This is a genomic window from Pseudoalteromonas sp. SMS1 (genome assembly GCF_021530565.1).
In the GTDB taxonomy this organism is placed as follows: Bacteria; Pseudomonadota; Gammaproteobacteria; order Enterobacterales; family Alteromonadaceae; genus Pseudoalteromonas.
In genome coordinates, this window is record NZ_JAKGBI010000015.1 from 90,639 (window position 1) to 114,604 (window position 23,966).

The window sequence follows — 23,966 nt, forward strand, 5'->3', positions numbered from 1 at the left end:
ATTAAGAATGCACTGGCGCACTATTCATTTGTAATTGACCTGCGGTTTTTTCGATGAGCTTAAGCAGGCTACTTACATGGGTGTTACCACTAATCTGGTGGTTGGTATTGATTACTAACTGCTCATGACTATCGTCTTTGTTAGTCTTTAATAGTGCCAGTTCAGGATCTTGTGCGATAGTCTTTGAATGTTCAATGCTCGCAATTGCAAAGCTTTGACTGCATTTCAATCCGTCAATAACCTGTGTGATATTTCCTATCTTAACACTCGTTGACTTATTAAGACCTTCTACCGCTTCGTTTAGCATACTCTGCACTTGCTTCGATTGAGAAAAACAACCGTACATAGGGTACTGAGACAATTCAGCCCTGCGAATGCAGTCTTGTGATGCAAGGGGGTGCATCTTGGAAACGAATAAAATAAGCTGATCAGGCAAATGAATATCACTGATTAAGCTTGTTGCAGAAGAAAGGTATACACTAATATCTACTTCACCCAACTGAACTTTTCTGGTCAATTCATGTTCATCAAGCAGTTGCATCTCGATCTTAACATTAGGGTAGTCAGCCAAGAATTTACCACACGACATAGGCACAATTTCACTGGCTTTTGCTGTGTAGCCTACAACTAGTTTTTGTTGATCGCGCCCAAATAAGCTCTGCTTAATTGTGTTTTTGGTCACATCAAGTTCACTCAGTGTGGCTTTGCAATAGTTTAGGAACAGCTCTCCTTGTTCAGTTAATTTCACTGATCGTGTTGAGCGCTTTACGAGCTCACACCCAATTTCATCCTCCAGAGTCTGTATGCTTCTGGTCAATGCAGAAGTACTGATCTGTGTTTGTTCGGCAGCTTGTCTAAAATGACGAAGGTTGCCAAGAGCAACAAATTGCTCAAGTTGTTCAAATCTCATTTGAAATTCCTTTTATTTCAACAAAAATGCAATCATAACGTTGATTTCCTAATACTAATACAGATTAAGGAAACATCCAAGTGAATTTTTTACATTTCGCTTACAAAGTTTTAGTCGGGATGGTTATCCCTGATTAATATGAATTGTTCCAGATTATTTATAAATAAATCAACTAATTTGGGATCAAATTGCTTGGATTTTTGAGATTTAATCTCAGAAATGATTTTTTCCATCGGCCAAGCAATTTTGTAGCATCGTTTACTTCCGAGTGCATCGAAAACATCCGCTAACGCAGTAATCCTGCCCACTATATCAATATTTTCGCCGCTTAATCCTTGAGGATATCCGCTGCCATCCCACTTTTCATGATGCTGATGGGCAATTGTTGCGCCACATTGCAAAATTTCATTCGTAGAATTTTTCAATATCTCGTACCCTAATTGCGCATGTGTTTGCATTAATTCCCATTCGTCACTAGTAAGCTTGCCTGGCTTGTTGAGGATGACATCAGGTATGCCTATTTTGCCAATATCATGCAATGGAGACGCCATCTTAATAATTTCTGCCCTGTAGCTATTGATACCATATAATTCGGCAAGCAATTTGCTGTACATCGCAACCCGCTTTACATGAGAGCCAGTTTCTTTAGAACGTTTTTCGACAGCTTCGCCCAAAATGTATGAGAGTTCACGCTGTGATTCCTTGACCGTTTCTCGGAGTTTTAAATTGTCATGAGCCAATGCTATGTTGTTTGCAAAAAACTCTAGTAGTTGGCAGTCGGTACTTCGTAAGGAACTCTTTTTACTGACATAAAGCATCGTTTCTAGGCCACCTTTTGAGGTGAAATAGCCAACATATTCATTGCAAGACTTGCAAGAAGTTTTTCTATTGTGTGTTTCGATAAAGAGATTCTTCACATTGCTAGGGATTTTTTCTGAACTGGGCTCGACGCCTTCACCAGATGCTGCAAGCAACTTAAACTGTGAGCCTGAGTCGGTTTGCCTATTAGTCGCCGCGGCACAATATATTTCTGAGTCAGACAAGCCAAGCACTTGCGCAACATGATCTAGGATGGTCGAGGCAAAATCATGAACATTGTCGCATTCCAAAAAGCTTGATGAAGCAGCAATAATGCGCTCTAGTCCTTTTTTATGTAGTTCAATTGTTTGCAAATCTCGATGTGAACGCAAAGCGGAATATAACAGTGTCTTGAGTTTAACGGCGGTGAGCTCTGTCTTATTCTTGTAGTCGTTAATATCGTAATCACGTATGACTGATTCCTCGGGGGCTTCTCCTGGTTGCCCCGTTCTTAAGATAAGTCGAATATCATGATTGGCAATGTCGTTTCGAATAAACTTAATGAGGTCCAATCCGGCATGGTTGTTTTCCATGACAACATCAATCAAACCCACAGAGATGGAGTTGTCACTTTCGAGAATTTCCATTGCTTGTTGGGCTGAATAGGCATGATGAAATCGCAGCGACTTTTCTTCGAATCTAAAGTCTGAAAGGACCAACTTGGTAACTTGATGGATGTCTTCCTCATCGTCAACGACAAGGACATCCCAGAAGGCGTCATCTTTTGGAATTTGCGCTTCTTCTCTTAGTTGTTCATTTGAAAAAAGAAAACCACTCACAAACGGCCCGCCTGTTACTGTTGTTATAGTCAGTATAGTCAGGCCAAGGAGAGATGCTTACTCTTGTAGTGGCTTTTTTTCGATATTGTTTAGTTCTATTTCTATCGCGTCACATGAAATATGTATCTCATAGAGAGAGAGAATAAGGGATGCGATTAAACAACATAGGCTTGCACCAAACAAAATAATACCGAGGAGATTGACCTCTATAAACAACGCAAACATAGACAGTGTACAAAGCAAAAACGAAAACACGCCCCAAGCCTGCATTAAACGAATGAGTTTTATCCGTTTTTTTAAATTATTGATCTGTTGTACCACGAGTGGGCGCAAGGTCTCCCCTTCTCGAGCATTGAGCTCTCGTATTAGTTGAGCAAGTACAAGAAAGCGGTTGGTATAAGCTAGTAATAAGAGAGAAATTGCGGGAAAAAGCAGTCCCGGAGTTGTGAGAGTCATAGAGCTCTTCCAATTTACACACTACAATATTGTTTATGATAGCAAAATTAGATTTGGACGCTATGGAAAACGAATGGGATACTTGGTGTTGTGTGTTTAGCACAGACAATGTCATTGAGGCACACCTAGTCAACGGCTTACTACAACAGGCTAGAATCGCTACAAAACTTCAAGGGGAGGTATTGAGTGCGTCTCTTGGAGAGCTTCCTTTTGCAAATAGCGCAATAAAGATCTTAGTACCCGCGATAAAGTTGCCCCTTGGTGAAGAAATATTGGTAAACTACCACCAGTCAAAATCAAATGAAGATTGGCAATGTCCAAACTGCAATGAGCAAAATGGTGCGGCATTTCAGAGTTGTTGGCATTGTGGAAGTGAATATGAGCAAAGCAAATAATTTTCAGCGAATAAGAGAACTGAATTACTTACAAAAAGCTGTGTTGGCTGCGGCTATCCTTGAGCGCATGACACCCAACTATGGACTTTTTAGTGAGGCAACTGGGTTTGGTGACGAACAGATTTTTAGAAATGCGCTGAATTTATGTTGGGAAAAACTGCTTTTACCGAAAAGTAAAATTAGTTTGGAAAAGCAAATTGAAAAAATTGAGCCGAATGTACCGGAACTGGCTGATTTCGATATGTTTGGTACATACCCTGCGATTGATGTATCGACCGCCCTGCTTGGATTTATTCAAGGGTTGATGACCAAAGATGATGTCGAGTTTGTCAATGTTGCGAAAATTTCTCAAGCAACTGTAGCTAGATACATCGAATTTTTACTGGTGTCAGAGGATATTACACCAGACAATAAGGTCGTGAGAGAACACCCATTGATGCAATACGAAATTGACGTGCTATCAGAGCTCATTGACTTTGTTGAGGGGATGGGAAGAATCACCTCTGAATCAATTAAACAGCTTAAAGCCCAAGCCATCAGTGATGGACAAACCAACATTGGCTTGGCGATTGACCCAGCGTAGTAGTAAATAAAGTAGAGTAGTGGAGAACAAGGTTGCGTATTTTAGGTATTGAATCTTCCTGTGATGAAACTGGCATTGCTATTTATGATGATGAGCAAGGTCTTTTGGCTCATCAGTTATACAGCCAAGTAAAAGTACATGCGGACTATGGTGGTGTTGTGCCAGAGTTAGCTTCTCGAGATCACGTGAGAAAAACAATTCCATTGATTGAAGCGGCATTTAAGCAGGCAGGTTGTGGTCCAGAGTCTTTAGATGGTATCGCATATACTGCTGGGCCAGGATTAGTTGGCGCACTCTTGGTGGGGACATCGATTGGTCGTTCGCTGGCATTTGGCTGGAATATTCCTGCTGTTGCGGTACACCATATGGAAGGTCATTTGTTGGCTCCAATGCTTGAGGAAGATAAGCCTGAATTTCCTTTCGTCGCGTTGCTTGTCTCTGGTGGACATACCATGATGGTTAAAGTGGCGGGCATTGGTGAATATGAGATTTTAGGAGAATCAGTGGACGACGCCGCTGGTGAAGCATTCGATAAAACCGCGAAACTCTTGGGCCTAGATTATCCGGGCGGACCGCTCCTTGCTAAACTGGCTACACAGGGCACCCCTGAACGATTTGTATTTCCAAGACCGATGACCGACCGACCAGGGTTGGATTTTAGTTTTAGTGGGCTAAAAACAGCCGCTGCTAATACCATCAAAAATGAAGGTACAGATGAACAAACAAAAGCCGATATCGCACATGCATTCCAGACGGCGGTCATTGATACTTTAGCAATCAAATGCAAGCGTGCTCTGAAGCAGACCGGCATCAAGCGTTTGGTGATAGCTGGGGGAGTCAGCGCCAATACAGAACTGCGCGGGAAATTAGAGCGTATGATGCAAGGGATGCAAGGCCAAGTATATTATCCCCGAACTGAGTTTTGCACTGACAATGGGGCAATGATCGCATTCGCGGGCATGCAGCGTCTAAAAGCGGGCCAAGTTGCACCTTTAGATATGAAAACGCAGCCTCGCTGGCCTTTGGACAGCTTACCACCGCTATCTTAATCGGTATTATCTGTACTTTTCTTACCTACTCTAGGTTCTTTTCCTTGCAGGAGCCTAGAGATGTTTGCTCGATGTCTAAAAATAATCAAGAGCGTTAAAAATACCACCGGCAGAGTATATTGTGGTTTTATTAGCCAAGTATAAAGCGGCGCCGCTGCAACGGTAACAATAGCAGCTAAAGAAGAGTAACGAAAAGCCCATAAGATCAACAGCCAAGTCAATATCAGTAACCCCGCCAAAGAAAGCCCTATAGGCAAAAGTGCGCCGAAAGCTGTTGCGACGGCTTTACCCCCATTAAAATGAAAAAAGATGGGATATATGTGTCCGAGACAAGCGCTAACCGCCACTGCACCTAACCAGATTGGTTCTATATTTAAGAAGTAAGCGCCCCACACGGGGATCGTTCCTTTTAACACATCAAAAATAAGGACAAGTGCGGCAGGCAGCTTCCCGCCTAATCTGAGCACGTTTGTTGCGCCTGGGTTATTTGAACCTGAAAAGCGAGGGTCTGGCAGGGAAAATAGCCTAGAGATTAAAATCGCCGAGGAAATTGATCCAAATAAATAAGCACAAACACACATTAAAATGACTAACACAAGCTTCCTTATTTTTTCTTGCTTTAATTTGGGCTATGATCGCGATTCTTTTTACGCGGCTACAAATATTGAGCCGACCTGTATTAGTCATGCTAGGAGTATACATGGACAAGGTCTATATCTCGCAATTGCACGTCGAGACCATAATAGGAGTTTACGACTTTGAGAAAGAAAGTAAACAAAGCCTTTATTTTGATATTGAAATGTCTACGGATATTGCCCAAGCTGCTAAGACGGATGACATCAATTTGACTGTTGATTATGCAAAAGTCAGTGAACGTATCATTGAACTCTCTACGTCTATTCAAGTTGAATTGCTGGAGACGCTATTAGAGCGATTGGCTAACATGATTCTCAACGAGTTCTCAGTCAGTGATGTGAAAATAAAAGTAAGCAAACCCGCCGCAGTCGCGCAGGCCCAAACAGTGGGTATTGAGATACTTCGGACTAAAAACTAATGGCAGAAATTTACATCAGTATTGGCTCTAATATAGAAAGAGAGCGATATTTCCAAAATGGATTAAAGGCTTTAATTGACCATTTTCCTGACTATAGACATTCGAATGTGTATGAAAGCGAGCCCGTTGGATTCAGTGGGAGAAATTTTTTCAATTCAGTATTTGCTGCGACAACCACTTTAAGTGTTGAACAGGTGTGCCAGATACTAAAGAAGATTGAGCAGGATAACGGGCGTACTCGTGGTGATAAAAAGTTCAGCCCAAGAACTTTGGATCTTGATTTACTGATGTACGACGGTTTGATCTGCGAACACCCTGCGCAACTTCCCCGTGATGAAATTACTAAAAATGCTTTTGTCTTATTGCCGCTATCTGAAGTTGCAGCAGAGGTGCAACACCCAACCGTTGGTGAGACAATACAAGTCATTTGGCAAAATTATCACAACCCTTCTCAGAAACTATGGAAAGTGGAGCTGTAATAGAAAATGAGCATCATTGAAATAATTGTATTGGCCTTAATTCAGGGGCTGACCGAGTTCCTTCCCATCTCCAGTTCTGCGCATTTAATTCTTCCCTCTCAGGTGTTAGGTTGGCAAGATCAGGGATTGGCCTTTGATGTTGCAGTGCATGTCGGGACATTATTTGCTGTGGTCATTTATTTCCGTAAAGAAGTGTCAGAAATTCTAACTGCTTGGTTTAAATCTTTTGGCAGTCAAGGAACAACCGAAGATAGTAAGCTTGGATGGTTCATCTTGTTGGCAACATTACCTTCATTGATAATTGGTTATTTCGCGAAAGATTTCGTCGAAGAATACTCGCGAAATGCATGGATTATCGCGGGTACGACAATCGGATTTGGCCTCCTATTATGGTACGCAGATAAAACAGCCAAACAAATAAAGACCATTTATCAAGTGAACTGGGTGATGGCTTTGTGTATTGGGTTGTCTCAAGTCATCGCGATGATTTTACCAGGCACATCTCGCTCTGGTATTACCATGACGGTAGGTTTGATGATGGGGCTAAATAAGCAAAGCGCAGCGAGATTTTCATTTTTAATGTCAATTCCAGTGATAGCGGCGGCGGGGAGTTATTTAACTTACAAGTTGCTTTCGGAAGGCACAGCGTTTAATGCCGTGGATATTGTCACGGGTGCAGTATTGTCATTTTTTGCCGCTTATGCCTGTATCCACCTTTTCCTAAAAGTAATCGAAAAAATGGGTATGCTGCCGTTTGTCATATACCGTCTCGCACTGGGTGGGTTTTTAGTCATTTTTCTCTCGATGTCTTAGTTGCGCCGCGGGAGTTTATTTACTCCCGCACGGAACCCCTATAGCTGCTTTTGATAAACAACAACTTCTGCATCACCAAGTGGATCTTGGTGCTGTTTAGTTTCTTTGTATACAAGCCCGATTTTTTCCATAATCTTAATTGAGCCTAAATTATCAGGTAATGCAATTGCTGTGAGTGTCGTACATGCTTGATTTTCGATGAGCGCTGTACAAACTTGTTGTGCGGCTTCTGATGCAAAACCTTGACCCCAATGTGACTGCATAAATCGCCAACCTATTTCCAAGTTATTATCTGCTCTATTTATCGTAAAAAAATGCATAGGACGCACTAAGATCCAGCCAATAAAGATTTTTTGAGGCGCTAAAAAACACCCCCATAACCCCCATCCTTTTTGCGTATTTGTAAATTGCTCTAATCTAGGTACGAAAATATCGTCAATATCGGCCAGTGTATTCGGCTTACCACCATTAATATAGCGCATGACTTCTGGGTCTTGGTCCAAGGCAAACAGTAAATCTCGGTCTTGTGCAGTGAGTAATCGATAGGTAAGCCGAGAAGAGGCGCTGATTTTCATCATATTCAATTTATCCTTTTATAGTAAGACTTGGTACAATAGCCTGTCGTTTATTATCGGAGGTTATTTTGAGCAATTCTGTATTGGCTCTACGAACACAGCAAATTGCCGACTCTAAAAGAGCGTTTAAAGCGCGAGGGTCCAAACTCACCCGTTGTGAAGCCTGCTTATTGGCAGAGCCGTTATGTATCTGTGCCGGTGTGAAACAAGCGGACTGTGAGAGTGCAGTATGCTTATTAATGTATCACAATGAAAGCTTTAAGCCATCTAACACCGGGCGTTTAATTGCGGATATAGTACCTGATAATTATGCTTTTCGATGGGATAGAACAGAGCCTGATGAGGCATTGCTAGCACTCATTACTAATGAGGCTTATCAACCTATCATCGTTTTTCCTGAGGAAAATGTAGAACCACAGCGAGTTATTAAAAGCGTATCTCGAGAAGTGGGTAAACGACCGTTATACATTTTCTTGGATGGTACTTGGCGTGAAGCAAAAAAAATGTTCAGAAAGAGTCCTTATCTTGACTCGTTACCGGTTTTATCTGTTTCGCCGCAAAGCCTATCCAATTATAAACTTCGTGTTGCGCCACATGAGCACCAGTTAGGTACAGCTGAGGTCGCATGTGTCGTTCTTGCCGAAAATGGCGAAATGCAAGCTGCTGAATTTTTGACCCAGCACTTTATTGATTTTCGTGATGCATATCTTAAAGGGAAAAGAAGTAAACTCAACGACTAGCGCGTTAGCAGTGAAGATAGCGCGACTCTTTCGAGCCGCGCTTGACGGAATCTTCTAAATAGCATCCTGCTATGTTGATTTGATCAACTCCTTACACATTTCCATACAGCACGCTTAGTGTTTTGGTTCTGCGTACTCACATGCTTCCTGCATATGTCCACTTGGGTTTTCCTAACCCCGTCCCTTATCGCCTAGGCGTTTCCATTTGCCTATATCCGCTGCGTTCTTCCTTACGTAGGTAATCCGTAACCCGTCCTAAATCCCTAACATCCTTACTTCCTGTATATCAACTTCCTTACTTTAATGTCCGCGTCCTGCAAACACATCATAATCCAAGTTCCATACTCCATGTGGGGACCTAGTTCCTTGTTTCGCCAATCACATCCATTTTCCCTGCTTTGCCTCTCCCCTAAGAGACAAGTAAAGTATAAGCCCAGACATAAACTTTAAACATTAAGTTGCGGTTCATAGAAAACAGACTATGTTCTAACTTGATATTAAAAATGATTAAATAACAAAGGGTTCCTGTGATATAGGCGATAAAGTTAGCACCATCTTCATAGATATCCACTAGCAGAGTGAGATATTTCGCACAAGAAAATTGTCTGAAAGCGACAATAATGGTAACGACCCGCCAATTAGTGGGCTGTAATTTGTTTATAATCGCGTTAGAATTACTTGATAATAATAATTGTTTGGATTTGGAGCACTCATGAAACGAGCTATTGTCACGTTATTGACCGCTGTGACTTGTTTACCCGCGTTAGCAGCAGATGAAGTAAATATCTATTCTTTCCGTCAGCCATTTTTAATTCAACCTATTTTGGATGACTTTACAAAGCAAACAGGCATAAAAACCAAAGTGGTTTTCGCTAAGAAAGGGTTAATTGAACGTGTAAAAAGAGAGGGCAAACACTCTAGAGCAGATTTGGTTCTTACTTCCAATTTCAGTGCGATGATTCAGTTAGAAGATTTAGGACTAACACAAAAAATCGATAGTAAAACTGTTGCAAATAATATACCTGCCGCGTTTAGAGATCCAGAAGGTCAATGGGTAGCACTTACCAAACGTGTGCGTAATGTGTACTCATCAAAATCTCGCTTGGGCAAACTGGATTCCCTGAGCTACGAAGAGCTGGCTGATCCTAAGTATAGAGGTAAAATCTGTACACGTTCGGGGAAGCACCCTTACAACCTAGGGTTGGTGGCATCAATGATTGCACACCATGGTGAAGCTGAAACTAAAGAATGGTTGGTAGGTGTTAAAAATAACTTGGCGCGTAAACCGCAGGGTAATGACCGTGCACAAGTCAAAGCGGTTAAAGAAGGCTTGTGTGATGTTGCTTTGGGCAACAGCTATTACTTTGGCAAGATGATGACGGATGCGAAACAAAAGTCATGGGCGGAGTCCGTGTACATTAATTTCCCGAATCAAAAGAACCGAGGTTCTCACCTAAATGTTTCTGGTGTCGTATTAACGAAGTATGCAAAAAATAAAGAAAATGCCTTGAAACTCATAGAGTTTATGACGGACAATAAGGCTCAGAATATGTATGCATCGACGAATATGGAGTACCCAGTTAAGCCGGGCGTCGAATTATCGAAAATGGTAGCTTCTTGGGGAGCGTTTAAGGAAGACAGCTTGCCACTTGCTGAGATAAGTAAATACCGTCCATTAGCGTTAAAGCTAATTGATGAGGTAAAATTTGACCTTTAATGCAACTAAAAACTAATCTGTCGAATTGGCAGCTAACTGCGTGGGTGATAGGTGTATGCCTATCTACCCCGCTCGCATTTCTGATTTTTGAGTCTCTGCAAGGAGAGTCAGAAGTGTTTTCCCACCTCTGGAATACCGTTCTTTGGGATTATATTAGTAACACGGTTTGGTTAATTGTTGGCGTGTTACTTTTGAGTGCTTTGATTGCGCTGCCTCTCGGTTGGCTCACCGCTTATTGTCAATTCCCCGGAAAGCGGGTGTTTGAATGGGCTCTGATGCTGCCATTGGCGATGCCGACCTATATTATTGCCTACGTCTACACGGATTTATTGGATTATGCCGGCCCTGTACAAATTAAGTTAAGAGCGTGGTTTAATTGGACTAGCCCTGACGATTACTGGTTTTTTGATATTCGTACTTTGCCAGGCGCAATCGTAATGATAGCGTTGGTGCTTTATCCTTATCTCTATTTAATCTTCAAAACAGCATTACGTGAACAGTCATTTAAATTGGTTCAAGCAAGCCAGTTAATGGGGTTAACGCCTTTTCAAAGCTTTTTGAAAGTAAGTTTGCCGTTATCTCGAGGTGCGATAGTGGCAGCTCTAGCACTAATAAGCATGGAAACCATGGCTGATTTCGCAACCGTTCATTACTTTGCTGTCAGTACGTTAACTACTGCGGTATATGATACATGGTTAGGCTATTACTCATTGACGGCGGCAGCTAAAATATCTGGCATTATGCTGCTGTTTTTATTTGTAGCACTGACGTTGGAAAAAATGAGCCGCAGAAATCAGGTTGTGCATGAGCGTCAAAGCTCAGTCAATGATACTTGTTTATATGAGTTAAGTGGCAAAGTAGGTTGGCTGGCGACACTATTTTGTTGTGTGATATTAATCGTCGCATTTTTTATCCCTGTGGGTATTTTATTTAGTTACGCCATCGACTATTTTGACCAAGCTTGGAATGATGCATTTTTTACTTATGCTTGGCAGAGTTTAAAAATTAGTTTTTATGTCAGTGTTATTGCTATTTTATTCAGTATTTTAGTTGTATTTTATCAACGGATCGGCGAACAAAAATCAAAAAGTGTGCCTGGCAAAGTTGCCAGTATGGGATACGCCTTACCCGGTACTGTTTTAGCAATAGCCGTGTTGCTACCTTTGACTTTACTCGATGACTATCTCAACCGATGGTTCAGTGACACCAGCTTTGAACCTGGGTTGCTACTCAGTGGGACGATATTTGCAATGGTGTTTGCCTATGTGGTGCGGTTTTATGCAATTGCACATGGTGCAGTGGAAGCCAGCTTTGTAAGAATAAGTCCAAGTATAGATATGGCCAGTGCTTCTTTGGGTAAAAATAATTTCCAAACGCTGGGTCGCGTGCATGTCCCATTACTTAAACGGGGTATATTGACTGCGGGCTTATTGGTTTTTATTGAGTGTATGAAAGAGTTACCCGCGGCGCTGTTGTTGCGTCCATTTAACTTTGAAACGCTGGCGACGCATGTTTTCCAATTTGTGAGTGATGAGCAGCTTGAGCTTGCGTCGATCTCGGCGCTATTTATCGTGTTGGTTGGGTTAATCCCACTGTATTTAGTAAATCGCTCAATGGAGCAACAAAAATAATGTACAGCTTATCTATTGAATCCCTGCAGTATAGCTATGACGGTCATGCTGTAATTGACAACCTTGACTTGCACGTTAAAGAGAATGAAATCGTTTGTCTCCTTGGCTCGAGTGGTTGTGGTAAAACAACGACGCTCAAGGCAATTGCAGGTCTGCTAAAGCCTCAAAGTGGCACCATCCATATTGGCCACAAATGTGTCAATGAAAAGGGGCACTTTGTACCACCACAAAATAGAAATGTGGGTATGATGTTTCAAGATTATGCATTATTCCCCCACTTGACCGTGTCTCAAAATGTGGCGTTTGGTTTGAGTAAATTGAGTCGAGCTGAAAAACAAAAACGTGTTGACGAAATGTTGGAGTTAGTCCACTTAAATGAATTCTCAAGTCGCTATCCACATGAGCTTTCAGGCGGTCAACAGCAACGGGTTGCGATTGCGAGAGCTCTGGCATATAAACCGAACCTATTATTATTGGACGAACCGTTTTCGAACATTGATGCTCAGGTCCGCTTTCAATTGATCAGCGATATTCGCACGATTATCAAAGATCAAAAAGTGTCCGCCATTTTTGTGAGCCACTCTAAGGACGAAGCGTTTGCATTTTCTGATCGATTAGCCATTATGCACCAAGGTAAAATCGCACAGCTAGGTTGCCCAACCGAGCTATTTCAAACGCCAAAGAATAAAGTTGTCGCGGAGTTTCTAGGACAGGGGATTTACTTAGACGCAATGCCGTCAGGTAATGACTGCTTTCAAACGAAGTTTGGTTTAGTGAGCTCACTCACTCAGCAGTCTTTATCTGACACACATGGTAAAATCTTTGTTAGACCGAGTAATATTGAGCTGTTCAATGCTGACTCAGGTGAAATTAAGGTAAATCAAGAGCGTTTTGTCGGTACGGAGTACCTGTATGCGGTAGAGTTACAGGGACAACACCTCGAAATCGCAAAGCCCGCAGATAATCCACTGGATTTGTCTAAACCTATCTCTTTAAAAATTAAGCCTCATGCGGTAAATTTCTTTTCTTAGAGACGATAATAATAGGGAAAGGCGATGGCCCAGCCGCAATCTGGAGTTTGTGCAGAAGCAAATTTGCATGGTTTACACTTGTTCTTTAACGTACTTGAAGGGCAAGATGAAGCTGTTCGGATTGCCTTGGCACAGGTAGGTCGGCTTCAAGATGAATTGAGCGATCGTTTTTCTGAATCTATGTTAAGCAGTTTTGTGGCGATTGGCGCACAGTACTGGCCACATATTTACCCCGAATATATACCGCCAGAGTTAACAAGCTTTCCACACATAAGGTCCTCAGAGCACTTAATTCACAGTCAGCCATTTGACCTGTTGTATGTCATCCGTTCAGACAGAGAGGATGTCAATCATCTATTTGCGCAGAGTGTAATTCATATGTTGGCAGGCAGTGTAGAACTGGTGGCGCACGTACGTGGCTTTCGTTTTTTGGATGGAAGAAACTTCAACGGTTTTATATATGGCAGTGAAACCCCACATGGTCGATTTAAGCGCCAAGTTGCACTTGTGGATAACCCGGATGGACTCGATCACCAGGGAAGTTACATCCATATCCAACGGGTGAAGTTTGACTTAGCGCGCTGGCAACAACTTCCAATAGAAGAACAAGAAGCATTGATGGGCCGGACTCGTTTAGATAATGTCTTGATAGAGCCGAAAGCTGCTTTTAGTCATGCAAGTAGAATCGAACTTAAGGACGCAAATGGCATGGTTTTGTTGCTCGATCAAAGTATGCCTTTTGGAGATGTCTTTGAGCAGGGGAGTATTAGCTTAAGTTGCTCTGCACATGGTAATGCGTTTGAAACGGTATTGATGAGTCGCTTCGGTTTACTGTCGGGTCAAGAATGTTATGATCCGCTGCTAGACTATTCAGAAGCGGATATGGGCGCGGCATTTTTCGCGCCATCCTTGCAGTTTTTAAGTCAGATGGCGCAAAGCATGGAAGAAAGCTAGGGCTTATACATTGTCAAACAAAGTCTTAACTTTCTCGAGCGTAGCGTCAATTTCTGAAATTTGAGCTGGTGCGATAAAAATTGTGTCATCACCTGCGATCGTACCCAGTACACCATCGGCACTGCCCAATGAATCCAATAACCGAGCAATAAGTTGAGCTGCTCCCGGGCTAGTACGGATAATAATCATCATCTCATTATGCATGATATCAATGACAAGCTGACGAAGTGGGCTTTTTGCTGTAGGCACTCCCATTTCTGCTGGAAGGCAGTATACCATTTCCTGCTTGGCATTTCGTGTACGTACGGCACCAAACTTACTTAGCATGCGCGAAACTTTACTTTGGCTTATATTATCGAAGCCTTGCTCTTTGAGTGCATCAACGATTTCGCCTTGAGACCCAAAATTCTCCTCTCTTAATAAGGCTTTGAAGGCCCTTACTAAAGCTTCTTGTTTCTCTTGCACTTGCATATACATCTCTTCTGTCTAGTTCGATAACCCGATTTTACACAAATCGACCCCTTTACCCAAATTTTCACGCCAGAGTAATTTTCATGCGCTACCGTAAAGCCATTTTGCTGAACAGTTTCCTGTTGTTTACAACTATAGTCGAAAAAATCTCGAAAATAACGCGGATAAATTTGTCTTTACTCGCGCTTTTCATTATCTTTACAGCACACAAAATTCCTACCTTCAATATATGGAGAATTATAATGAAAGTTGCTGTATTAGGTGCCGCTGGTGGTATCGGTCAAGCGTTATCACTTTTGCTTAAAAACGGTCTACCTGCGGGCTCTGAGCTAGCACTATACGATGTTGCACCTGTTGTTCCTGGTGTTGCAGTTGATCTTTCTCACATCCCAACTGCCGTTGCAGTATCGGGTTACGGTAAAGACGATTTAGATCCTGCACTAGCTGGCGCTGATATCGTATTAATCCCTGCTGGCATGCCACGTAAGCCTGGCATGGACCGTGCAGATCTATTCAATGTGAATGCAAGCATTGTTAGAACTCTAGCTGAAGGTATCGTTAAAAACTGTCCTAAAGCGTTTGTTGGTATCATCACAAACCCTGTAAACGGCACTGTTCCAATCGTTCGCGAAGTATTCAAAAAAGCGGGTACTTATGACGCTGCTCGCGTATTCGGTGTAACAACACTTGACGTTATCCGCGCTGAAACGTTCATCGCTGAACTGAAAGGTCTTGATGTTTCAGAAGTGAAAGTACCAGTTATCGGTGGTCACTCTGGTACAACTATCCTACCATTACTTTCACAAGTAGAAGGTGTAGAGTTTACTGACGAAGAAGTAGCTTCTCTAACTAAGCGCATCCAAAACGCAGGTACAGAAGTTGTTGAAGCGAAAGCGGGTGGCGGTTCAGCGACACTTTCAATGGGTGCAGCTGCAGCACGTTTCTGCTTCTCACTAGTGAAAGGTCTTCAAGGTGAAGAGAATGTCTTTGAGTACGCTTACGTTGAAGGTAACACTGGCGACGCTGAGTTCTTTGCACAGCCTATCCGTCTAGGTAAAAACGGCGTTGAAGAGCTATTACCATATGGTGAGTTGAGCGCATTTGAGCAAAAAGCAAAAGACGACATGCTTGCGACACTAGAAAAAGACATCAAAGAAGGTGTTGATTTCATGGCTTAATGCCAGAATGAAATTCTGAGATAAAAAAAGCAGCCAATAGGCTGCTTTTTTTATAGTGGCACTTGAACGTATATGCTAGTGCAAAATTCTTGCTCTAATTGTGCCTTCTACTGCGCTTAATTCTTTCAAAGCGACTTCTGAGTGATCGCTGTCGACGTCGATAACAACATAACCAATGCTGTCATCTGTCTGTAGGTATTGGGCCGCAATATTGATACCGTGCTGAGCAAATGCTTGGTTAATTTGCGTCAGCACACCCGGCCTATTTTCGTGCACGTGGAGTAGACGGCTACGATTTGATAGCTCTGGTAATGAGACTTCTGGGAAGTTGACCGCAGTGACGGTAGAGCCATTATCTGAATACTTCGTAAGTTTACCTGCGACTTCTATCCCAATGTTTTCTTGTGCTTCTTGTGTTGAACCACCCACATGTGGTGTAAGAATGACATTATCAAACTCTCTCAATGGAGACACAAATTCTTCATCATTTGATTTGGGCTCAACTGGGAACACATCAATGGCAGCACCCGCAAGTTTCTCATGCTGTAAGGCTTCAGCAAGTGCATCAATATCGACAACGGTGCCTCTTGACGCATTAATTAAGATAGCGCCTTGCTTCATCACTTCAATTTCGGCCATGCCAATCAAGTTTTTGGTTTGCGGAGTTTCCGGAACATGTAAGCTGATCACATCGGCACGTTGCAATAGTTGCGTAAGGTTTTGAACTTGCTGCGCATTTCCGAGAGTCAACTTATCTTCGATATCATAAAACTCGACTTTCATCCCGATGTTTTCTGCCATAATACCGAGTTGGGTGCCTATGTGGCCATACCCTATGATCCCGAGTGTTTTTCCCCTCGCCTCATAAGAACCAATGGCTGACTTATGCCATTGCCCTCGGTGCGCCATTGCGTTGCGCTTAGGGATCCCTCTAAGAAGGAGTAAAATCTCCCCAAGTACGAGCTCCGCAACAGAGCGTGTGTTTGAGAACGGCGCGTTAAATACGGCAATGCCTTTGCGTTTTGCTGCGTCTAAATCTACTTGGTTGGTACCAATACAAAAACAACCAACCGCGACCAGTTTCTCAGCCGCATTGAGCACGTTTTCAGACAAATGAGTGCGAGAACGGATCCCGATGAAATGGACTTGGCGGATCCGTTCGATTAATTCACTTTCAGGTAGCGATGTCTTGAGGTACTCAATATTGCTATACCCATTGCGCTTTAGCGTTTCAACGGCGCTTTGGTGTACGCCCTCTAACAATAAAATCCTAATTTTATCTTTTGACAAAGATACCTTACTCATGACTCATTCCTGTTACCTAGTTTGTGGACCTTGCGGAGTCCCAGTAATAACAGTGTTGGCACCGCGGTGAGCAAATAGCCCGTTAGTAACAACACCTACGATTTGATTTATTTTTTCTTCAAGTGCTTCTGGGTCTGTAATGCTGAGCCCATGTACATCTAATATCACGTTACCATTGTCTGTAATGACACCTTGTCTATAGACAGGGTCACCACCTAGCTTTAGCAACTCACGTGCGACGTAGCTGCGAGCCATCGGGATCACTTCTACAGGGAGAGGGAAAGTCCCCAGTGTGTCAACATGCTTGCTTTCATCAACGATGCAAATAAACTTGTCTGCCACTGCCGCAACGATTTTCTCGCGTGTTAGTGCTGCACCACCGCCTTTGATCATGTGCCCTTGCGAATTGATTTCATCCGCACCATCTATATAGATATCGAGCTGTGCAACATCATTTAATTCATAGACTTCAATACCCAGTGCTTTAAGCTTTTCAGTAGAAGCCTCCGAACTAGATACCGCACCTTTAATGTCATCTTTAATGCTACCGAGTGCGTCTATAAAATGATTAACGGTTGAGCCTGTACCCACGCCTACAATGGTATTTTCTTTAACATGCTCAAGAGCTGCCCAAGCCGCCGCTTTTTTCATTTCATCTTGTGTCATAACGTAATCACTTTGTTGTATTTCATTAAATTGGGATTATACGCTTAAACACTTAAATTGCATGCCAATATAGGTTAACGAGCGTACTATTTTTCACTTATATCTCTGCGCTGGCATCATTGCTCGGCCATTGATATAAGCATGTTGGCGTTAAAATCGTTGGCAATGGAACGTCCCATGCTTCTATGGGAAGTTGATCTACCTTTTGGCAGTCATGAGCAAGCCCAATCAATTGTGGTTTTGACCACCCTTGTGCGTAGTAAGCCGCTAATGTTCTGTCATAGTAACCACCGCCCATTCCTAATCGATTGCCTTTTCCGTCAAATGCAACCAAAGGCATTAACAAGAAGTCGAGTTGCGAAATTGGGCAAATTTCACTGCAATTTAATTGTGGTTCTAAGATAGCATAGCGATTCTCTCTCATGGTTGAGTTTTTTTCATACTTTTGAAAGAGTAAATGAGTGCCGCTGAATGGGTGGATTACAGGTAGGTAAACCTTGTGTTTTTTATCCCAAAGTGATTGAATTAAAAGGTTTGTTCTAACTTCCCCGTCATTGGGTAAATAAAGGCCAATTGCCGCCTTTTTACCGAGGTTTGTATGTTGAATAAAATTAATGCAGAGTTCTAATTCTGCTTGTGTTTGGAAATTTTCATCTAGCTCTTTTCTACATTTTCTAACTTTTACGCGAATTTCTTTCCTAATATGAGCTTTATTTGATTTAGAATATGAATTTTTCTCCATTAGAACTGGACCATCTCCGGAAACGCAAGGCTGAAACCGAGTAAAATCAGAAGCACGAATAAGATTGACAGCAAGACGTACAATAATTTCTTCGACTTTGGTTTAGGCTCTGTGTCTAGGTCTAGCTCGTCGAATAGGTCGTCATTTTGCCATTGCTCATCTTCTTTTTCGCCATCCCCTTTTTCTTGTCCATCGATACGTTGTTCAAGTTCATCTAGCTTTTCTTCGATTCGGATCAAGCTACTAGTAATGTAGTCTAGCGCTTCAAACACACGCTCATTGGCGGCATTATTCATATTACTGGGTGCAGATTGCACTTCTTGGATTTTGCTTTGAAAACCATAAATCGCGAGCAACTTTGCTTGCTTTAGGCACTTGCTTTTGTCTGTATTGCCGAAAAGTGCTTTTCCCTGAGTAAAGGCTTCGACTTTTTGCTGTGACACTCCCAATTTAGTTGCCAGCCTCTCAATGGCGTTTTGTCCGTCAGTGTCGGCATCAAAACCAACGAAGGTCACACGATATTGCTCACTCATATTGATCCCTTGTCTATTCTAATATGTTGAGTATACCCAAAAAATCAGCATAAGCGTTGAATAAATCTAGGTGCAACGCACTCAGTGATTGAGAAGGAATTCAATGTGACTAAAATCATGTGCCATGACAAATAATGGACAGCGACGAAAGCGCGAGTGGTTGGACGGGAAATAATAAAGCCAGACTCGGGGTTGTCTGGCTCTATGTGGTTGGAACTAAGTTGATTAGTACTTGGCGGAAGTACCTGGTGCAGGTAGCGCTGCCTTAATAAACTTTCTCAAGTCATCATTTGATAGTTTGAGGTCTTCATGGCGTAAGTACATCATGTGTCCAGAGCGGTACCCTTTAAAGCTCAGTCGCTTCTTCATTTTACCGCTTGGGTCCAAATGCCAAAGGTTGTACTTACCGTCAAAGTAATTGGTTGCACCGTCATAGTAGCCAGACTGCACCATGACGTGAAGGTAGGGGTTTTGCGCCATGGCTAAACGCAGCTGTTCACCAACGTCATTATTGGTCCTGTCCCAAGGGCGAACGGGACCAAACATATTGTATTTAATATCGGTTTTATAGTTTAGTTCTTGTCTAAAGTAATGATTAATCGCTGGTGTAAATGAGTGAAGCCATGATGTTAATTCCGGCCAATAGTCAGGGCGTTCTCCTGCTACACGTTTATCAATGCCAAGGTAGCGTGAGTCTAGTCGACCTAATGTGAGCGCTTGGTCGCGTAATAGCTCTTTCCAAAATGCTGATGTCGGAATATCCAAGTTGTTTTGCGCAACAAACTTTTCAGAAAGGCCACTATATTTGGCAACCTGTTTGATCGTGGACTGCTTTTCCTCTTCGCTAATCATGGCGCCTTTAGCGAGTGCTGGTAAGTACTTATCGAGGGTGTACTGCTCCACCTCTTCAAGTACATCTAGGAGATCTTTACTTTGCAATTCTTTGCTTAGGGCTTTGTGATACCAAGCTGTGGCCGCGAAGTAGGGCAATCTATTTGCGACCTTCACTGGGCCTTCGCGCTTGATGCCGATATCTGTTGGTGACACAAGTACGACGCCGTTAAGGTACATCCACTGATTGTTTTGGAGCTCATGAGCTAAACCGGCCACACGGGTTGTGCCGTAACTTTCTCCAATTAAAAACTTTGGAGACAACGCTCGGCCATTACGATTAATAAATGTATTGAGCCATGAAGCTAAGTATTTGATATCAGCATTTACGCCAAAGAAGCTTTTCTGCTGGCTTTTTTTACTGGGCATTTTTCCATCTTGAGCTGGCAATACTCGTGAATAACCCGTATTGACAGGGTTTACAAATACAATGTCAGTGGTATCGAGTACAGAGTATGGGTTGTCTTTTAAACCGTATGGCTGGATAGGGTGCCCTTCATCATCTATTTTCAATACACGCGGGCCAGTATATGCAATATGCATCCAGACAGACGCTGAGCCAGGGCCACCATTAAATGAAATCAAAAGAGGCCTTTGCGCAACATCTTTTACTTTATCTTTTTTATAATAGGTGTAATGCAGAGAGGCTGTTGGGTTTCCCTGACTGTCCCATAAAGGCTGCATACCCGTTGTGACGGTGTAATTTAAACGTTCACCGTTAATGGTTGCTTTGTGCTTTGTAACGACAGAGTGGTCTATCTCAAAGCTTAGTTTTTCGGGTTTGAGGCTATTTGCATCACTTGTCGCGCTGATGCAAATGAGCAATAAACCTGATAATATTTTGGGTACAGCCTTCATGCGAGTCCTTAATGTTCTTTTTAAGGGTTTATTTAAGGCTTTTCTGCGGCGTTTTTCAAAGTTAATGAGACTAAACCGCAATATTTGCAGTTCATTACAATTTGTTCACGATTTAAGGCCACTGCTTGTTTTTTTTGTCATAAAATTCGAGTATATTTCATCCTTATGTCTGTAGTATGAAAGTATTTAGCTCTGTTAAATTCTTGTTTAGCTGCTTCTCCAGTTGTAGTCATTAGAGATTTTTTCCATGCAAAGAGTATTAATTGTCGAGGATAGTCGGGTCGTTCAACAGATCCTACGTCACTTGGCATCACAACACTTAAACGTAGAATTAGATTTTGCTTGGTCTCTCAAGGAAAGTAAGGCGCTACTTAAAAGCAACCGTTACACTTTAGCCTTGGTTGATCTTACTTTACCTGACGCCATGGATGCTGAAGTTGTTCAATTGACCTTAAGTCACAATGTGCCAACAGTGGTGCTGACATCTAAAATTGATGAATACAGTCGGCAGCAAATGCTTGAGATGGGCGTTGTTGATTATGTCATAAAAGACAATCGAGACTCTTATTTATACGCTATTAAATTGGTGTCGAGACTATTGCGTAATCAGGGGTGTAAAGCACTGATCGCTGACGATTCTATGATAAGCCGTGCTGTAATGCGCCAAATGCTAGAAAAACAATTGTTTACTGTATTTGAAGCACAAGATGGTGAGCAAGCACTTACTATGCTTAAATCAGACCATGATATTAAGCTACTGCTAACGGATTACGCCATGCCGACAATGGATGGCTTTGAGTTGGTTAAGGCTGTGCGCAATTTTAGAGGACGTGATGATTTAGCCATTGTCGGATTGTCTGGGGCCGGTACACACGGGTTGTCGGCTAAGTTCATTAAATATGGTGCCAACGATTTTTTAATGAAACCTTTTATGAATGAAGAGTTTCATTGTCGCGTCATGCAAACGATGGAGCAGCTTAACTTAATTGCTGAGATTAAAGATTATGCGCATCGAGATTATTTAACTGGGCTGTATAACCGCCGATACTTCTGTCAACACATGGACAAATCACTCAAAAATGGTCCGATTGCAAGTTGTTTGGCATTGCTCGATTTAGATCTGTTTAAAGAGATAAATGATAAATATGGGCATTTAGGTGGTGACAGCGTGTTGACTCAGGTTGCAGAACTGCTTAATCAATCGTTTGGTGACTGTTTGGTGTCGCGTGTTGGTGGAGAAGAGTTTGCTGTTCTGTTGCCTGGTGAAAGTGTTGAAGAGGCACGTGCGATTTTCGACAACTTTAGAAGCCGCTTTGCAGATAACATTTTTTACATTGAAGGCGAGGCGCTTAATTGCACGTTAAGCATTGGCATTGCCAAGTGCGAATTCGCCACGTTAAGTGAGGTCATGCGTCATGCAGATCAAGCGCTGTATCGTGCGAAGGCGCAAGGCAGAAATTGCGCCATGGCGGCCTGCACCAAATCAAATCAAGCGTCTGAAAAGTGCACCACATAAGTGCACTTCCTCTCCATTTTTAAATTCTAAATTCCTTACCTGACTGAAAAATATAGCTTTATTATTTTGGCATAAACGTTGGATTGATTATTCCATCATCAACAGGAATAAGACTCCTTTGGAGGCCAACAATGAAAATGATAAGCGCAATTATCAAACCATTTAAATTGGACGAAGTAAGAGAAGCTCTTGGGGATCTGGGTATAGAAGGTATGACCGTGGTCGATGTCAAAGGCTTTGGCAGACAAAGAGGACATACCGAGTTATATCGAGGCGCTGAGTATCAAGTCGACTTCATTCCCAAAATCAAGCTGGAAATAGCCACCCACAGTGAAAACTGTCAACGTGTGGTCGATACGTTAGCAAAAGCAGCCAACACCGGAAAAATAGGTGATGGCAAAATATTTGTGTATGACCTAGAGCAAATCGTGCGGATACGCACTGGTGAACTAGACGAAGAAGCGATTTAAGGGGATCGATGATGGACAATACAATAATAGAACTACAATTTTCGCTCAATACTTTCTACTTCTTAGTTTCTGGTATTTTAGTGATGTGGATGGCCGCAGGTTTTGCGATGCTGGAAGCTGGATTAGTGCGATCTAAAAATACTACCGAAATTTTGACCAAAAACATCGCCCTATATGCCATTGCGTGCACCATGTATTTACTCATCGGGTACAACATTATGTACGTAGGTAATAGCGAAGGGGGGTTTGTGCCTAGCTTTGGTGCGCTCATCGGTGAAGCTGCCTCTGACGCCGATCATGCACTTGAATCGGACTTCTTCTTCCAAGTTGTTTTTGTTGCAACGGCTATGTCCATTGTATCTGGCGCGGTTGCTGAGCGTATGAAACTATGGGCTTTTTTACTGTTCACAGTTGTATTGACGGGCGTGATTTATCCAATTGAAGGCTATTGGACATGGGGGGCTGGATTCTTATCTGAATTGGGATTTGTGGATTTTGCAGGGTCGGCTATTGTGCACGGGGCAGGGGCGGCGGCGGCGCTCGCGGGCGTGCTACTTTTGGGTGCCAGAAAAGGAAAATACGGTAAACACGGAGAGATATATCCAATTCCGGGCTCAAACTTACCTCTGGCAACATTAGGTACGTTTATTTTATGGATGGGATGGTTTGGCTTTAATGGGGGGTCTCAATTGTTTTTAGCTGACAAAGAGAATGCCGTTGCCGTGAGCCAAATCATGCTAAATACAAATGCCGCGGCAGCAGCCGGTGCGATTGCTGCGTTGATTGTATGCAAAATTATGTGGAGTAAAGCTGATCTAACCATGATTTTAAATGGTGCGCTTGCTGGGTTAGTGACTATCACAGCTGAGCCAGCTTCGCCAACGCCGCTATTAGCATGTATTTTAGGGGCATTAGGTGGTAGTTTGGTGGTGTTTAGCATCATTGGGCTTGATAAATTGAAGATTGATGATCCCGTTGGTGCGATTTCTGTTCATGGCGTGTGTGGTTCGCTCGGCGTGATGATGGTGCCATTTTCTAATAGTGACGCGAGCTTTGTGACCCAGTTGACAGGGCTGTTAGCAATATTAGGCTTTGTATTTATCACATCATATTTAGTATGGGCGGCATTGAGAGCAACCATGGGTATTAGAGTAACGGAAGAAGAAGAGTTGAGCGGTATGGATCAACATGATTGTGGCGTTGATGCTTATCCTGAGTTTGTGACAATTCGTAATCATTAGTCTAGAAAACAAGAGAAAAGCGGGCGTTAGCCCGCTTTTTTAGTTTCAGTGTTGGTTAATCTAAGTTAATC

At 42.5% G+C, this 23,966-nt stretch carries 26 protein-coding genes; 15 read left to right on the top strand and 11 right to left on the bottom strand.

Going from position 1 to position 23,966, the window contains the following annotated elements; genetic code table 11:
- Nucleotide 1: 1 nt before the first annotated feature.
- The 3 genes from L1286_RS16230 to L1286_RS16240 all read right to left on the bottom strand — a co-directional run bounded on the left by L1286_RS16230 (nt 2) and on the right by L1286_RS16240 (nt 3,003).
- The gene (locus tag L1286_RS16230) at nt 2–910 is read right to left on the bottom strand and encodes a LysR family transcriptional regulator (protein WP_235408092.1); all 909 of its coding nucleotides are present in this window, start codon (nt 908–910) and stop codon (nt 2–4) included.
- 110 nt (nt 911–1,020) lie between these two features.
- Entirely contained in the window at nt 1,021–2,547 is a 1,527-nt protein-coding gene (locus tag L1286_RS16235) for a DUF3369 domain-containing protein (protein ID WP_235408093.1), read from the bottom strand.
- Between the two features lie 57 nt (nt 2,548–2,604).
- Nucleotides 2,605–3,003: a DUF2721 domain-containing protein gene (locus tag L1286_RS16240; protein ID WP_235408094.1), complete on the bottom strand. Its 399-nt coding sequence runs from the start codon at nt 3,001–3,003 to the stop codon at nt 2,605–2,607.
- Between the two features lie 35 nt (nt 3,004–3,038).
- Between L1286_RS16240 and L1286_RS16245 the strand changes: the two genes are divergently transcribed.
- The 3 genes from L1286_RS16245 to tsaD are packed head-to-tail and all read left to right on the top strand — an operon-like array spanning nt 3,039 to nt 5,030.
- Nucleotides 3,039–3,398 carry a putative signal transducing protein gene (locus tag L1286_RS16245; RefSeq protein WP_235408095.1) on the top strand — a complete coding sequence of 120 codons (360 nt, stop codon included), beginning with the start codon at nt 3,039–3,041 and terminating at the stop codon, nt 3,396–3,398.
- On the top strand, nt 3,382–3,981 hold the full coding sequence (locus tag L1286_RS16250; RefSeq protein ID WP_235408096.1) for a YjaG family protein: 600 nt from the start codon (nt 3,382–3,384) through the stop codon (nt 3,979–3,981). Before L1286_RS16245 ends, L1286_RS16250 begins: the two co-directional genes overlap by 17 nt.
- A 32-nt stretch (nt 3,982–4,013) precedes the next feature.
- Entirely contained in the window at nt 4,014–5,030 is a 1,017-nt protein-coding gene (gene tsaD / locus L1286_RS16255; protein ID WP_235408097.1) for a tRNA (adenosine(37)-N6)-threonylcarbamoyltransferase complex transferase subunit TsaD, read from the top strand.
- On the opposite strand, the gene plsY is transcribed toward tsaD, so the two are convergent.
- A complete protein-coding gene (gene plsY, locus L1286_RS16260; RefSeq protein ID WP_235408098.1) occupies nt 5,027–5,626 on the bottom strand; it encodes a glycerol-3-phosphate 1-O-acyltransferase PlsY in 600 nt (199 codons plus the stop codon). The two genes, tsaD and plsY, sit on opposite strands and share 4 nt — an antisense overlap.
- Nucleotides 5,627–5,730: 104 nt before the next feature.
- Between plsY and folB the strand changes: the two genes are divergently transcribed.
- Genes folB through L1286_RS16275 form a run of 3 tightly spaced genes read left to right on the top strand, consistent with a single transcriptional unit; the run spans nt 5,731 to nt 7,376 of the window.
- Complete coding sequence (gene folB / locus L1286_RS16265; RefSeq protein WP_235408099.1) at nt 5,731–6,084, top strand: dihydroneopterin aldolase; 354 nt, start codon at nt 5,731–5,733, stop codon at nt 6,082–6,084.
- Entirely contained in the window at nt 6,084–6,563 is a 480-nt protein-coding gene (gene folK / locus L1286_RS16270; RefSeq protein WP_235408100.1) for a 2-amino-4-hydroxy-6-hydroxymethyldihydropteridine diphosphokinase, read from the top strand. The genes folB and folK overlap by 1 nt, the downstream gene beginning before the upstream one ends.
- Nucleotides 6,564–6,569: 6 nt before the next feature.
- Nucleotides 6,570–7,376: an undecaprenyl-diphosphate phosphatase gene (locus tag L1286_RS16275; RefSeq protein ID WP_235408101.1), complete on the top strand. Its 807-nt coding sequence runs from the start codon at nt 6,570–6,572 to the stop codon at nt 7,374–7,376.
- A 38-nt stretch (nt 7,377–7,414) separates the two neighbouring features.
- Here L1286_RS16275 and L1286_RS16280 read toward each other — a convergent pair whose 3' ends face one another.
- Entirely contained in the window at nt 7,415–7,954 is a 540-nt protein-coding gene (locus L1286_RS16280; RefSeq protein WP_235408102.1) for a GNAT family N-acetyltransferase, read from the bottom strand.
- A gap of 65 nt (nt 7,955–8,019) precedes the next feature.
- On the opposite strand from L1286_RS16280, the gene L1286_RS16285 reads away from it, so the two are divergent.
- The 5 genes from L1286_RS16285 to L1286_RS16305 all read left to right on the top strand — a co-directional run bounded on the left by L1286_RS16285 (nt 8,020) and on the right by L1286_RS16305 (nt 14,024).
- Entirely contained in the window at nt 8,020–8,691 is a 672-nt protein-coding gene (locus L1286_RS16285) for a tRNA-uridine aminocarboxypropyltransferase (RefSeq protein ID WP_268832495.1), read from the top strand.
- Between the two features lie 712 nt (nt 8,692–9,403).
- Nucleotides 9,404–10,408 carry a Fe(3+) ABC transporter substrate-binding protein gene (locus tag L1286_RS16290; protein ID WP_235408103.1) on the top strand — a complete coding sequence of 335 codons (1,005 nt, stop codon included), beginning with the start codon at nt 9,404–9,406 and terminating at the stop codon, nt 10,406–10,408.
- Complete coding sequence (locus tag L1286_RS16295) at nt 10,408–12,039, top strand: ABC transporter permease (RefSeq protein WP_235408104.1); 1,632 nt, start codon at nt 10,408–10,410, stop codon at nt 12,037–12,039. Before L1286_RS16290 ends, L1286_RS16295 begins: the two co-directional genes overlap by 1 nt.
- Nucleotides 12,039–13,070, top strand: a complete 1,032-nt coding sequence (locus L1286_RS16300; protein WP_235408105.1) for an ABC transporter ATP-binding protein — start codon at nt 12,039–12,041, stop codon at nt 13,068–13,070. Before L1286_RS16295 ends, L1286_RS16300 begins: the two co-directional genes overlap by 1 nt.
- Before the next feature lie 24 nt (nt 13,071–13,094).
- A complete protein-coding gene (locus L1286_RS16305; protein ID WP_235408106.1) occupies nt 13,095–14,024 on the top strand; it encodes a Dyp-type peroxidase in 930 nt (309 codons plus the stop codon).
- A 3-nt stretch (nt 14,025–14,027) separates the two neighbouring features.
- On the opposite strand, the gene argR is transcribed toward L1286_RS16305, so the two are convergent.
- The gene (gene argR, locus L1286_RS16310) at nt 14,028–14,495 is read right to left on the bottom strand and encodes a transcriptional regulator ArgR (RefSeq protein ID WP_235408107.1); all 468 of its coding nucleotides are present in this window, start codon (nt 14,493–14,495) and stop codon (nt 14,028–14,030) included.
- A gap of 242 nt (nt 14,496–14,737) precedes the next feature.
- Here argR and mdh point away from each other — a divergent pair, with 242 nt between their 5' ends.
- Nucleotides 14,738–15,673, top strand: coding sequence for a malate dehydrogenase (gene mdh, locus L1286_RS16315; protein WP_235408108.1), 936 nt, complete (start codon nt 14,738–14,740; stop codon nt 15,671–15,673).
- Between the two features lie 75 nt (nt 15,674–15,748).
- On the opposite strand, the gene serA is transcribed toward mdh, so the two are convergent.
- The 5 genes from serA to L1286_RS16340 all read right to left on the bottom strand — a co-directional run bounded on the left by serA (nt 15,749) and on the right by L1286_RS16340 (nt 20,668).
- Complete coding sequence (gene serA / locus L1286_RS16320) at nt 15,749–16,978, bottom strand: phosphoglycerate dehydrogenase (RefSeq protein WP_235408109.1); 1,230 nt, start codon at nt 16,976–16,978, stop codon at nt 15,749–15,751.
- Nucleotides 16,979–16,990: 12 nt separating this feature from the next.
- Complete coding sequence (gene rpiA / locus L1286_RS16325) at nt 16,991–17,644, bottom strand: ribose-5-phosphate isomerase RpiA (RefSeq protein ID WP_235408110.1); 654 nt, start codon at nt 17,642–17,644, stop codon at nt 16,991–16,993.
- A gap of 97 nt (nt 17,645–17,741) precedes the next feature.
- Nucleotides 17,742–18,386: a 5-formyltetrahydrofolate cyclo-ligase gene (locus tag L1286_RS16330; RefSeq protein ID WP_235408111.1), complete on the bottom strand. Its 645-nt coding sequence runs from the start codon at nt 18,384–18,386 to the stop codon at nt 17,742–17,744.
- Nucleotides 18,386–18,919 (bottom strand): hypothetical protein, encoded by a 534-nt coding sequence (locus L1286_RS16335; RefSeq protein ID WP_235408112.1) that lies wholly within the window; start codon nt 18,917–18,919, stop codon nt 18,386–18,388. The genes L1286_RS16330 and L1286_RS16335 overlap by 1 nt, the downstream gene beginning before the upstream one ends.
- A 225-nt stretch (nt 18,920–19,144) precedes the next feature.
- Nucleotides 19,145–20,668 carry a S10 family peptidase gene (locus L1286_RS16340; RefSeq protein ID WP_235408113.1) on the bottom strand — a complete coding sequence of 508 codons (1,524 nt, stop codon included), beginning with the start codon at nt 20,666–20,668 and terminating at the stop codon, nt 19,145–19,147.
- Between the two features lie 247 nt (nt 20,669–20,915).
- On the opposite strand from L1286_RS16340, the gene L1286_RS16345 reads away from it, so the two are divergent.
- The 3 genes from L1286_RS16345 to L1286_RS16355 all read left to right on the top strand — a co-directional run bounded on the left by L1286_RS16345 (nt 20,916) and on the right by L1286_RS16355 (nt 23,895).
- Entirely contained in the window at nt 20,916–22,184 is a 1,269-nt protein-coding gene (locus tag L1286_RS16345; RefSeq protein ID WP_235408114.1) for a response regulator, read from the top strand.
- 131 nt (nt 22,185–22,315) lie between these two features.
- Entirely contained in the window at nt 22,316–22,654 is a 339-nt protein-coding gene (locus L1286_RS16350) for a P-II family nitrogen regulator (RefSeq protein WP_063359370.1), read from the top strand.
- An 11-nt stretch (nt 22,655–22,665) separates the two neighbouring features.
- On the top strand, nt 22,666–23,895 hold the full coding sequence (locus L1286_RS16355) for an ammonium transporter (protein WP_235408162.1): 1,230 nt from the start codon (nt 22,666–22,668) through the stop codon (nt 23,893–23,895).
- The last annotated feature ends 71 nt before the right edge of the window (nt 23,896–23,966 follow it).

Bases quoted from the DNA above. Each gene is read 5' to 3' on its own strand.
- L1286_RS16245 (WP_235408095.1), top strand. From the start codon at position 3,039: ATGATAGCAAAATTAGATTTGGACGCTATGGAAAACGAATGGGATACT.
- L1286_RS16345 (WP_235408114.1), top strand. From the start codon at position 20,916: ATGCAAAGAGTATTAATTGTCGAGGATAGTCGGGTCGTTCAACAGATC.
- mdh (WP_235408108.1), top strand. From the start codon at position 14,738: ATGAAAGTTGCTGTATTAGGTGCCGCTGGTGGTATCGGTCAAGCGTTA.
- L1286_RS16305 (WP_235408106.1), top strand. From the start codon at position 13,095: ATGGCCCAGCCGCAATCTGGAGTTTGTGCAGAAGCAAATTTGCATGGT.
- L1286_RS16290 (WP_235408103.1), top strand. From the start codon at position 9,404: ATGAAACGAGCTATTGTCACGTTATTGACCGCTGTGACTTGTTTACCC.
- serA (WP_235408109.1), bottom strand. From the start codon at position 16,978: ATGAGTAAGGTATCTTTGTCAAAAGATAAAATTAGGATTTTATTGTTA.
- L1286_RS16230 (WP_235408092.1), bottom strand. From the start codon at position 910: ATGAGATTTGAACAACTTGAGCAATTTGTTGCTCTTGGCAACCTTCGT.
- argR (WP_235408107.1), bottom strand. From the start codon at position 14,495: ATGCAAGTGCAAGAGAAACAAGAAGCTTTAGTAAGGGCCTTCAAAGCC.
- L1286_RS16250 (WP_235408096.1), top strand. From the start codon at position 3,382: ATGAGCAAAGCAAATAATTTTCAGCGAATAAGAGAACTGAATTACTTA.
- L1286_RS16275 (WP_235408101.1), top strand. From the start codon at position 6,570: ATGAGCATCATTGAAATAATTGTATTGGCCTTAATTCAGGGGCTGACC.
- L1286_RS16330 (WP_235408111.1), bottom strand. From the start codon at position 18,386: ATGGAGAAAAATTCATATTCTAAATCAAATAAAGCTCATATTAGGAAA.
- rpiA (WP_235408110.1), bottom strand. From the start codon at position 17,644: ATGACACAAGATGAAATGAAAAAAGCGGCGGCTTGGGCAGCTCTTGAG.
- L1286_RS16350 (WP_063359370.1), top strand. From the start codon at position 22,316: ATGAAAATGATAAGCGCAATTATCAAACCATTTAAATTGGACGAAGTA.
- L1286_RS16340 (WP_235408113.1), bottom strand. From the start codon at position 20,668: ATGAAGGCTGTACCCAAAATATTATCAGGTTTATTGCTCATTTGCATC.
- folK (WP_235408100.1), top strand. From the start codon at position 6,084: ATGGCAGAAATTTACATCAGTATTGGCTCTAATATAGAAAGAGAGCGA.
- L1286_RS16335 (WP_235408112.1), bottom strand. From the start codon at position 18,919: ATGAGTGAGCAATATCGTGTGACCTTCGTTGGTTTTGATGCCGACACT.
- L1286_RS16295 (WP_235408104.1), top strand. From the start codon at position 10,408: ATGCAACTAAAAACTAATCTGTCGAATTGGCAGCTAACTGCGTGGGTG.
- L1286_RS16355 (WP_235408162.1), top strand. From the start codon at position 22,666: ATGGACAATACAATAATAGAACTACAATTTTCGCTCAATACTTTCTAC.
- L1286_RS16300 (WP_235408105.1), top strand. From the start codon at position 12,039: ATGTACAGCTTATCTATTGAATCCCTGCAGTATAGCTATGACGGTCAT.
- folB (WP_235408099.1), top strand. From the start codon at position 5,731: ATGGACAAGGTCTATATCTCGCAATTGCACGTCGAGACCATAATAGGA.
- L1286_RS16280 (WP_235408102.1), bottom strand. From the start codon at position 7,954: ATGATGAAAATCAGCGCCTCTTCTCGGCTTACCTATCGATTACTCACT.
- L1286_RS16240 (WP_235408094.1), bottom strand. From the start codon at position 3,003: ATGACTCTCACAACTCCGGGACTGCTTTTTCCCGCAATTTCTCTCTTA.